Annotated in this window: 10 protein-coding genes; 5 read left to right on the top strand and 5 right to left on the bottom strand. The window is 71.8% G+C overall.

Annotated elements, in window-relative coordinates:
* A partial coding sequence (locus Q9250_RS03215) for a hypothetical protein (protein ID WP_306233132.1) occupies window positions 1–262 on the top strand: 262 nt, incomplete at its 5' end.
* Here Q9250_RS03215 and purF read toward each other — a convergent pair.
* Window positions 255–1,712, bottom strand: a complete 1,458-nt coding sequence (purF, locus tag Q9250_RS03210) for an amidophosphoribosyltransferase (protein ID WP_306233130.1) — start codon at window positions 1,710–1,712, stop codon at window positions 255–257. The genes Q9250_RS03215 and purF overlap by 8 nt on opposite strands.
* Before the next feature lie 146 nt (window positions 1,713–1,858).
* Here purF and Q9250_RS03205 point away from each other — a divergent pair, with 146 nt between their 5' ends.
* Complete coding sequence (locus Q9250_RS03205) at window positions 1,859–2,719, top strand: SDR family oxidoreductase (RefSeq protein ID WP_306233129.1); 861 nt, start codon at window positions 1,859–1,861, stop codon at window positions 2,717–2,719.
* A 122-nt stretch (window positions 2,720–2,841) separates the two neighbouring features.
* Here the strand turns inward: Q9250_RS03205 and Q9250_RS03200 are convergent, their stop codons facing one another.
* The gene (locus Q9250_RS03200) at window positions 2,842–4,020 is read right to left on the bottom strand and encodes a glycine C-acetyltransferase (protein WP_306233128.1); all 1,179 of its coding nucleotides are present in this window, start codon (window positions 4,018–4,020) and stop codon (window positions 2,842–2,844) included.
* A 2-nt stretch (window positions 4,021–4,022) separates the two neighbouring features.
* Window positions 4,023–5,099 (bottom strand): L-threonine 3-dehydrogenase, encoded by a 1,077-nt coding sequence (gene tdh / locus Q9250_RS03195; RefSeq protein ID WP_306233127.1) that lies wholly within the window; start codon window positions 5,097–5,099, stop codon window positions 4,023–4,025.
* A gap of 129 nt (window positions 5,100–5,228) precedes the next feature.
* On the opposite strand from tdh, the gene purM reads away from it, so the two are divergent.
* From purM to Q9250_RS03180, 3 genes are all read left to right on the top strand, one after another.
* The gene (purM, locus tag Q9250_RS03190) at window positions 5,229–6,326 is read left to right on the top strand and encodes a phosphoribosylformylglycinamidine cyclo-ligase (protein WP_306233126.1); all 1,098 of its coding nucleotides are present in this window, start codon (window positions 5,229–5,231) and stop codon (window positions 6,324–6,326) included.
* A 200-nt stretch (window positions 6,327–6,526) separates the two neighbouring features.
* Window positions 6,527–7,135 carry a DUF4190 domain-containing protein gene (locus tag Q9250_RS03185; RefSeq protein WP_306233125.1) on the top strand — a complete coding sequence of 203 codons (609 nt, stop codon included), beginning with the start codon at window positions 6,527–6,529 and terminating at the stop codon, window positions 7,133–7,135.
* 100 nt (window positions 7,136–7,235) lie between these two features.
* Window positions 7,236–7,586 (top strand): hypothetical protein, encoded by a 351-nt coding sequence (locus tag Q9250_RS03180; RefSeq protein ID WP_306233124.1) that lies wholly within the window; start codon window positions 7,236–7,238, stop codon window positions 7,584–7,586.
* 104 nt (window positions 7,587–7,690) lie between these two features.
* On the opposite strand, the gene Q9250_RS03175 is transcribed toward Q9250_RS03180, so the two are convergent.
* Together Q9250_RS03175 and Q9250_RS03170 are read right to left on the bottom strand one after the other, a co-directional pair.
* Window positions 7,691–7,939, bottom strand: a complete 249-nt coding sequence (locus tag Q9250_RS03175) for a DUF5652 family protein (protein WP_306233123.1) — start codon at window positions 7,937–7,939, stop codon at window positions 7,691–7,693.
* A 39-nt stretch (window positions 7,940–7,978) separates the two neighbouring features.
* Window positions 7,979–9,421, bottom strand: coding sequence for an L-serine ammonia-lyase (locus tag Q9250_RS03170; RefSeq protein ID WP_306233887.1), 1,443 nt, complete (start codon window positions 9,419–9,421; stop codon window positions 7,979–7,981).
* Window positions 9,422–9,513: the final 92 nt, after the last annotated feature.

Raw genomic sequence — 9,513 nt, 5'->3', positions numbered from 1 at the left:
GACCGCGAGCGTCCTCGGGATCGCGCTGGCGGCATCCGTCGCCCTCATCGAGCTCGGCCGCCGCGCGCAGGTGCGGCCCGCGCCCGCCGTGCCCGCGATCCTCGCGCTCGCCGGTGCCGCCGGGGCCGCGGTCGCCGCGCTGCTGCTCGCCGCGGTGCCGGTGCCCGACGTCGTGCTCGGCGCGGCCATCGCCTGCCTGGTCGCCGCGCTCGGCGCGTGGGCGCCGAGCCGGTCGCGTCAGGCGGTCGGCGAGCCTAGCTGAGCTGCGTCTGCTCGACCCACTGCAGGTACTCGTCGGTGACCGTGCCGGTCACGTACTCGCCGGTGAAGCACGAGAGGTCGAGCCCCTGGATGTCGGTGCCGCCGATGATGGCCCGCTGCAGGTCGGCGACCTCCTGGTAGACGAGGAAGTCGCTGCCGAGCGCCTCGTTCACCTGCGGGATGGAGCGGCCCGAGGCGATCAGCTCGGCGCGCGACGGCATGTTGATGCCGTACACGTGCGGGTACCGCACCGGCGGGGCTGCCGACGTGAAGGTGACCGAGCTGGTGCCCACCGAGCGCATCATCTCGACGATCTCGCGGCTGGTGGTGCCGCGCACGATCGAGTCGTCGACGACGAGCACGTTCTTGCCGCGGAACTCGCTCTCTAGCGCGTTCAGCTTCTGCTTCACCGACTTCTTGCGCTCCTGCTGCCCGGGCATGATGAAGGTGCGGCCGACGTAGCGGTTCTTGTAGAAGCCCTCGCGGTACTCGATGCCGAGCCGGCGCGCGACCTCCATCGCGGCCGGGCGCGACGAGTCGGGGATGGGCATGACCACGTCGATCGCGCCGGAGGGCGTGTACTTCGCGATGGTGTCGGCGAGCATCTCGCCCATGCGCAGGCGCGACTCGTAGACGTTGATGCCGTTCATCACCGAGTCAGGGCGGGCGAGGTAGACGTACTCGAACGCGCAGGGCAGCAGCACGGGGGAGTCGTGCGTCTGGGCGCTGGTCATCGCACCGTCGAGAGCGATGAAGACCGCCTCGCCCGGTGCGACGTCGCGCTCGAGCGTGAAGCCCGAGCCGGTGAGGGCGACCGACTCGCTGGCGACCATCCACTCGGTCTGGCCGGCGGCGCTGGTGCGCGAGCCGAGCACGAGCGGGCGGATGCCGAAGGGGTCGCGGAAGGCGAGCAGGCCGTGCCCGGCGATCAGCGCGATGACGCCGTAGGAGCCCTCGACGCGCTCGTGGGTGCGGCGCACAGCGGCGAACAGCTGGTCGACGTCGAGGCCGCCCGAGCCGACGAGCGACTGCAGCTCGCTGCCGAGCACGTTCACGAGCATCTCGGTGTCGGAGCCGGTGTTCACGTGGCGGTGATCGCGGGTCGCGAGCTCCTGCTCGAGCTCGCGCGTGTTGGTCAGGTTGCCGTTGTGGACCAGCACGATGCCGTAGGGCGCGTTCACGTAGAACGGCTGCGCCTCGAGCTCGTTGGCCGCCTCGCCGCGGGTGGCGTAGCGCACGTGGCCGAGGCCGGTGTTGCCGAGCAGCGCGCGCATGTCGCGGGTGCGGAACGCCTCGCGCACCTGGCCCTTCGCCTTGCGCACGTGGATCGAGCGCCCCTCGACGGTCGCGATGCCGGTGGAGTCCTGCCCGCGGTGCTGGAGCAGCGCGAGTGCGTCGTAGACCTGCTGGTTGACGCTCGAGTCGGAGACGATGCCGACGATGCCGCACACAGGCGAGCTCCTTCTGTCGCGGGGGAAGGATCCCAGCCTATCGAGCGGTGCGTGCCGCCGGCGTGCCGCTCGGCGATGGATGGCATCCAGGCGGATGCGTGCGGTCGCCCACCGGATGCTCAGCCAGCGCGAGCACAGTGGGGTGCATGAACGTCGACACCGAATCCATCAAGCATCTGCCCGAGCAGTCGCAGGACTGGCCCGGGCGCACCGACGAGCTCGAGCCCGTGCCCGATCACGGCGAGACGAGCTACACCGGCCGCGGCCGGCTCGAGGGCAAGCGCGCGCTCATCACCGGCGGCGACTCCGGCATCGGCCGCGCGACCGCGATCGCCTTCGCCAAGGAGGGCGCCGATGTCGCGATCGCCTACCTGCCCCAGGAGCAGCAGGACGCCGACGAGACCTGCCGCCAGGTCGAGGCCGCGGGCCGCAAGTGCGTCGCCGTGCCGTGCGACCAGCGCACCGAGCAGGCCAACATCGAGCTCTGCCAGAAGGCCGTCGAGGGGCTCGGCGGCCTCGACATCCTCGTCAACAACTCCGGCTACCAAATGGCACAGGACGGGCTCGACAAGATCTCCGACGAGCAGCTGCGGCAGACCTTCGAGACGAACATCTTCGCGATGTTCAACCTCACCAAGGCCGTGCTGCCGCACCTCGGCGAGGGCTCGGCCATCGTCAACTGCTCGTCGATCCAGGCCTTCGAGCCCTCCGAGACGCTGCTCGACTACGCCTCGACGAAGGCGGCGATCAACAACTTCACCGTGAACCTGGCCGCACAGGTCGGCGAGCGCGGCATCCGCGTGAACGCCGTCGCGCCCGGCCCGATCTGGACCCCGCTGCAGCCGTCGACGAAGCCCAGCGTGAAGGACTTCGGCATGAACGCGCCGCTCGGCCGCCCGGGTCAGCCGATCGAGGTCGCGACCGCGTTCGTCTATCTGGCGAGCGACGAGGCGAGCTACGTCTCCGGCACCGTGCTCGGCGTGACGGGCGGCAAGCCGGTCTTCTAGCCGTACCCCCTTCGGCACAACGCAAGCCCGCGAACCGCGATCAGCGGCTCGCGGGCTTGCGTCGTCGCAAGGGCCGCGGAACGGGTGCCGCGGGCTTGCGTTGTGCGAAGCGGGGAGCGGGCTCAGGCGGCGACGCGCTCGCGGGCGGCGGCGAACGCCGCCACCGCGCGGTCGACGTCCTCGCTCGAGTGAGCGGCCGACAGCTGCACCCGGATGCGCGCCTCGCCGCGGGGCACGACGGGGAACGAGAAGGCGGTGACGTAGACGCCCTCCTCGAGCATCGCATCCGCCATCTGCGACGCCAGCCGCGCATCGTGGAACATGACCGCCGTGATCGGGTGCTCGCCCGGCAGCAGCTCGAAGCCCGCGGCCTCCATGCCGGCGCGGAAGCGCGCGGTGTTGTCGCGCAGCTGCTCGCGCAGCTCGCCCGCGCCCTCGACGAGGTCGAGCGCCGCGAGCGAGCCGGCCACCACCGACGGCGCCAGCGCGTTCGAGAACAGGTAGGGCCGCGACCGCTGCCGCAGCAGGTCGACGATCTCGGCGCGCGCCGCGATGTAGCCGCCGGAGGCGCCGCCGAGCGCCTTGCCGAGCGTGCCCGAGATGATGTCGACGCGGTCCTGCACGCCGGCGAGCTCGGGGGTGCCGGCGCCCGAGGGCCCCGTGAAGCCGACCGCGTGCGAGTCGTCGACCATCACCATCGCGTCGTAGCGCTCGGCGAGGTCGCAGATCGCCTCGAGCGGGGCGAGGTAGCCGTCCATCGAGAAGACCCCGTCGGTGACGATCAGCCGGCGGCGCGCGCCGGCGGCCTCCTGCAGCCGCGCCTCGAGCTCGCCCATGTCACGGTTCGCGTAGCGGTGGCGGGCGGCCTTCGACAGGCGGATGCCGTCGATGATCGAGGCGTGGTTCAGGGCATCCGAGATCACCGCGTCCTCGGCGCTCAGCAGCGTCTCGAAGAGCCCGCCGTTCGCGTCGAAGCACGAGGAGTAGAGGATGCACGCCTCCTGCCCGAGGAACGACGCCAGTCGCGCCTCGAGCTCGAGGTGCTGGGTCTGGGTGCCGCAGATGAACCGCACCGAGGCCATCCCGAACCCCCACTCGTCGAGCGCGGCCTTCGCCGCCTCGACGATGCGCGGGTCGTCGGCGAGGCCGAGGTAGTTGTTGGCGCAGAAGTTGAGCACCCGCTCGCCGCCGGCGACGACGGTCGCGGCCTGCGGCGAGTCGATGGCCCGCTCGCGCTTGGTGAGGCCGGCGGCCTCGATCTCGGCGAGCTCTGCGCTGATGGCGTCGCGGACGGAGTACATGGTCAGGCTCCCTGGCTGTCGGCGCCGTCGGCGCGGTCGTCGGTGAAGTCGAGGATCACCTTGCCCGCCGAGCCCGAGCGGGCGCGGTCGAAGGCGGCCTCCCAGTCGCCGAAGGCGAAGCGGTCGGTGATGACGGGCAGCACGTCGAGGCCGGTCTGCGCCATGGCGCTCATCGCGTACCAGGTCTCGAACATCTCGCGGCCGTAGATGCCCTGGATCGTCAGCATGTGCGAGACGACCTTGCCGAAGTCGACCTCGATCGGCGCCGACGGCAGGCCGAGCATCGCGATGCGGCCGCCGAAGTTGAGGTTCTCGATGATGCCGACGAGCGCGGTGGGGGAGCCCGACATCTCGAGCGCGACGTCGAAGCCCTCCTGCATGCCGAGCTCGCGCTGCACGTCGCCGATGGATGCGTCCCTCGGGTTGAGCGCGCGGAACCCGAGGGTGCGGGCGAGCTCGAGGCGCGGCTCGGCGATGTCGGTGACGACGATGTGCCGGGCACCCGCGTGCCGCGCGACCATCGCGGCCATCAGCCCGATGGGGCCGGCGCCGGTGACCAGCACGTCCTCGCCGATGACGGGGAACTTGAGCGCCGTGTGCACGGCGTTGCCGAACGGGTCGTAGATGCCGAAGACGTCGAGCTGCGCCGGCGTCGCCGACGCTGCCGTGAGCCCCGGGTGCACCCAGACGTTCGCGGCCGGCAGCACCACGAGCTCGGCGAAGCAGCCGTCGCGCTGCACGCCGAGGTTCGAGGTGCGGATGCACAGGTGCCGCCGGCCGGCGCGGCAGTTGCGGCAGTGGCCGCAGACGACGTGGCCCTCGCCGCTCATCAGCTGCCCGACCGCGAAGTCGGTCACGCCCTCGCCGACCTCGACGATCTCGCCGCAGAACTCGTGCCCCACCGTCAGGCCGGGCGTGACCGCCGACTGCGCCCACGCATCCCACGCGTCGATGTGCAGGTCGGTGCCGCAGATGCCGGCGCGCAGCACGCGCACCTTCACGTGGCCTGCGGGGGTCTCGGGCTCGGGGATCTCGATCAGCTCGAGCCCTGGCTTGCCTCGGGTCACGAGTGCATGCATGGACGTCTCCATCGACGGGTGGTGGGTGTGCCGGGCCCCATCCTGCCACCCGATCCCGACGTGCCAGGTGCTGCTACGGCGCACCCCATGCGGCGAAGCCGCACCCAGCACGTTGAGTACCCTGGGGGCATGACCGATCCGTATGCCTCCGCCGGCGTCGACACCGAGGCGGGCGACCGCGCGGTCGAGCTCATGAAGGCCGCCGTCTCGCGCACCCACGGACCCGGCGTGCTGGGCGGCGTGGGCGGCTTCGCCGGCCTGTTCGACCTCTCGGCCGCGGGCTCCTACGCGAAGCCGCTGCTGGCCACCTCGACCGACGGCGTCGGCACGAAGATCGCGCTCGCGCAGGCCATCGACAAGCACGACACCATCGGCCAGGACCTCGTGGGCATGGTCGTCGACGACATCGTCGTGGTCGGCGCCAAGCCGCTGTTCATGACCGACTACATCGCCTGCGGCCGGGTGGTGCCCGAGCGCATCGCCGACATCGTGCGCGGCATCGCCCAGGCCTGCGAGGCCACCGGCACGGCGCTCGTGGGCGGCGAGACGGCGGAGCACCCGGGCGTGATGGAGCCCGACGACTACGACGTGGCGGGCGCCGCGGTGGGCATCGTCGAGGCGGATGCGGTGCTGGGCGCCGAGCGGGTCGGCGCCGGTGACCGCGTGGTCGCCCTGGCATCCTCGGGCCTGCACTCGAACGGCTTCAGCCTCGTGCGCCACATCCTCGCCGAGCGCGGCATCGGGCTCACCGATCGCGTCGACGAGCTGGGCGGCGTCGCGGCCGAGGTGCTGCTCGAGCCCACTCGCCTCTACACGCTGCCGCTGCTGGGCATGCTCGAGCAGGGGCTCGGCATCCGCTCGATCTCGCACGTCACCGGCGGCGGCATCGCCGCGAACCTCGCGCGCGTGCTGCCGCCGCAGCTCGCGGTCGAGATCGATCGCGCCGGCTGGCAGGTGCCGAGCGTGTTCGACGCGCTCGCGCAGCTGGGGGCCTTCCCGCTGACCGAGGCGGAGGGCACCTGGAACCTGGGGCTCGGCATGCTGGTCGTCGTCGACCAGGCCGATGCGGATGCGGTCATCCGGGCTTCGGAGGCGGCCGGCATCGCCGCGGCCACCGTCGGCGTGGTCGAGGGAGCGCCCGTGGGCGACCTGCGGGCGGCGGGCTGGGTGCAGGGCGCCAAGGGCGTCGACGGCGGCGCAGTGAGGCTCAGCGGCAGCTATCGCTGAGCGGTCGCGCGCGAGCGCAGCGCCCTCGGTGGGTATCTGACAACATCCACCGGAAGTGCAGGTCACGCACAGGTGCAGGCGACTGCGCAGGCGTACCGTTGCGGTCGACAACCACGAAGCAACCGCGCGCCGGTGAGGCGTACGCGCATGCGCCGCTCGCCGAGGAGCAGCGGAGCGACGATCGGGGAGAGGGGATGCGGATGGCCGGAGAAGCCGACCGCTTCCGACCGCGCGACCCGTCCCCGAGCCAGGAGCGCGAGGGCTCGGTCTCGGAGCGCACGCCGCGGACCGCTCCGTCGTCGATGGGCCCCGCTGACCGACAGGCGCCGCCCCCGCAGCAGCCGCAGTCGTACGCGTGGCCGCAGCCGCAGCAGTCGCCGCGGCAGTCCGCACCGACGTACCCGCCGACGCAGTACGCCGCGCCGCGCTTCACCGCCGGTGCCGCCCCGGGTCGCGATGCGCCCCTGATCCACCCCGCCGCCGCGCAGGTCGGCGGCCAGATGCCGTACGGCGTGCCGGTCTATCGCGCGCCGGTCTACGCCTACGCTCCGCCGCCGCAGCGCGGGCTCTCCATCACCGCGCTGGTGCTCGGCATCTGCTCGGCCGTGTTCGCCTGGACGCTGGTGGTCGTGCCGCTGATCGGCATCGTCTTCGGCTTCCTCGCGCTGCGCCGCGAGCCGGCAGGGCGGGCGATGGCGATCACGGGACTCATCACCTCGGGGCTCGGCATCGTCTGGATCGCGCTCTTCTACGTGCTGCCCTTCCTCGGCGCCCTGGGCGCCATCTTCCTCGGCATGGGATTCGTCTAGCTGAAAGGCATTCGCTCGGTCGCCGAGCACCGCGCGGCCGTACGCTGGACGCGGCGCCGCGCGCGCCGTCCCGCCACCACCACGCACCGCGAGGAAGACCATGACCTACACACCCCCCGAGCAGCCCGCCCAGCAGGGCGGCTACCAGCCCTACGAGACCGCCAGCACCCAGTACGGCGGCTACGCCGCAGCACCCGCATCGACGAAGAAGACGCTCTCGATGTGGGGCCTCATCCTCGGCATCTCGGGCATCGTCATCCCGATCTTCGTGAACTCGATCGCCGGCGCCGTGCTGGCCGGCATCGGCCTCGCGAAGGAGCCCGCCGCGAAGACGATGGCGATCTGGGGCCTCGTGCTCTCCGTCCTCGGCTTCATCTGGGCCTTCATCTTCTGGCCGATCGTCTTCACGGTGATCGCGCTCGCCGCGTTCTCGGAGTCCGGCCAGCTCTGACCGAGCAGTCCGCCGGCTCTGACCGAGCAGTCTGACTGACCGCTCCCGCGACGAGCGACCCGGTGCACTGCGAAGGGCCCGCCACCGGCGGGCCCTTCGCAGTGTCAGCGGGCGTCGTCCGCAGACCGGCGGCGCGCCGGCGAGACGCCGAAGAGGTAGACGGCGTCGAGCAGCCCGAGCGTGTTCGTGGCCAGCAGCGTCACGAACCAGGGCTTGCTGCGATCCTGCGACGCGCGCCAGAGCGAGGCGCCCTTCCAGGCCAGGCTCCAGACCACGGCGGCCGCCACGGCCCCGCGCATCGCGGGGTCCTCCAGCCGTCGACGCATCTCGTCACCACCTCGTCGTGTCGTCATGGCACGACTGTGGCACGCCGCGCTCGCGGCGACCAGCCCTCAGCACTCGATGAAGGCCACCGCCAGCCCGCCGAGGGCGGTCTCCTTGTACTTGTCGCTCATGTCGGCGCCGGTGCGACGCATCGTCTCGACCGCGGTGTCGAGCGAGACGTAGTGGGTGCCGTCGCCCTGCTTCGACATGCGGGCGGCGTTGATCGCCTTGACGCTCGCCATGGCGTTGCGCTCGATGCAGGGAATCTGCACGAGGCCCTTGATGGGGTCGCAGGTGAGGCCGAGGTTGTGCTCGATGCCGATCTCGGCGGCGTTCTCGATCTGCTCGGGGGTCGCGCCCAGCACGGCGGCGAAGCCGGCCGCGGCCATCGCGCAGGCGGAGCCCACCTCGCCCTGGCACCCGACCTCCGCGCCCGAGATCGAGGCGTTCGACTTGATGATGATGCCGATCGCGCCGGCCACCAGCAGGAACCGCACCTGCCACGACACCTCGTCGTCGACGCAGTTCGCGAACCGGTCGGCGTAGTGCATGACGGCGGGGATGATGCCGGCGGCGCCGTTCGTGGGCGCGGTGACGACCCGGGCGCCGGCGGCGTTCTCCTCGTTCACCGCGAGCGCGTAGAGGTTCACCCACTCCATGCCCTCGAGCAGGTCGGGGCGGCCCGACTTCGGGCTCGCGTCGCGCTCGAGCAGCTTGGCGTGCCAGTCCTTCGACCGCCGCTTCACGTCGAGACCGCCGGGCAGGATGCCGTCGACCTCGATGCCGTGGGCCACGCACTCCTGCATGACCTCCCAGATGCGCTCGAGCTGGGCGATCGTCTGCTCGCGCGGGCGCCAGGCGCCCTCGTTCGCGAGCATCAGCTCGTGCACCGACAGGCCGCTCTCGCGGCAGAGCGCGACGAGCTCGTCGCCGTGCGTGAACGGGTAGGGCACGGGGTGCAGCTGCTGCGCGGGCTCGGGCACGGGGGAGAGCACGTCGCCCTCGTCGTGGCGCATGACGAAGCCGCCGCCGATCGAGTAGTACCCCGCGCTGGCGATCTCGGCATCGGATGCGTCGAAGGCGGTGATGCGCAGGGCGTTCGGGTGCTCGCGGCGCACGGTGAGCGGCCGGAAGACGAACACCTTCGCCTCGTCGAACGGCACGGCGAGGCGGCCTCCGAGCCGCAGCTCGCCCGCCGAGCGGATCTCCTGCAGGGTCGCGGTGATCTGCGGGGTCTCGACCGTGTCGGGCGCGAGGCCGGAGAGTCCGAGCATGATCGCGGTGTCGGTCCCGTGCCCGGAGCCGGTCGCGCCGAGGCTGCCCAGGAGGTCGACGCGGAGCCGCACGATCTCGTCGAAGCGACCCGACGCATCCGCCTGGTGCACGAAGTCGAGCGCGGCCCGCATCGGGCCGACGGTGTGCGACGACGACGGTCCGATGCCGATCTTGAACAGGTCGAGCACCGACAGCGACTCGAAGACGGGCGCGGTCGCGGTGGCGTGGCTGCCGATCTCGACCGGCTCCTGCCGCTTGCCGTTGGTGATGGCGTGGGAGGTCACGGTCGGCTCCTTCGCCTCATGCATCGGAGTCGAGCACGACGGCT

Source organism: Agrococcus beijingensis (assembly GCF_030758955.1).
Taxonomy (GTDB): domain Bacteria; phylum Actinomycetota; class Actinomycetes; order Actinomycetales; family Microbacteriaceae; genus Agrococcus; species Agrococcus beijingensis.
The sequence above is the reverse complement of the archived record's forward strand: the minus strand, read 5'-3'. Positions and strand labels throughout refer to the sequence as shown.

Bases quoted from the DNA above. Each gene is read 5' to 3' on its own strand.
- purM (WP_306233126.1), top strand. From the start codon at position 5,229: ATGACCGATCCGTATGCCTCCGCCGGCGTCGACACCGAGGCGGGCGAC.
- Q9250_RS03200 (WP_306233128.1), bottom strand. From the start codon at position 4,020: ATGTACTCCGTCCGCGACGCCATCAGCGCAGAGCTCGCCGAGATCGAG.
- tdh (WP_306233127.1), bottom strand. From the start codon at position 5,099: ATGCATGCACTCGTGACCCGAGGCAAGCCAGGGCTCGAGCTGATCGAG.
- Q9250_RS03175 (WP_306233123.1), bottom strand. From the start codon at position 7,939: ATGACGACACGACGAGGTGGTGACGAGATGCGTCGACGGCTGGAGGAC.
- Q9250_RS03185 (WP_306233125.1), top strand. From the start codon at position 6,527: ATGGCCGGAGAAGCCGACCGCTTCCGACCGCGCGACCCGTCCCCGAGC.
- Q9250_RS03180 (WP_306233124.1), top strand. From the start codon at position 7,236: ATGACCTACACACCCCCCGAGCAGCCCGCCCAGCAGGGCGGCTACCAG.
- Q9250_RS03205 (WP_306233129.1), top strand. From the start codon at position 1,859: ATGAACGTCGACACCGAATCCATCAAGCATCTGCCCGAGCAGTCGCAG.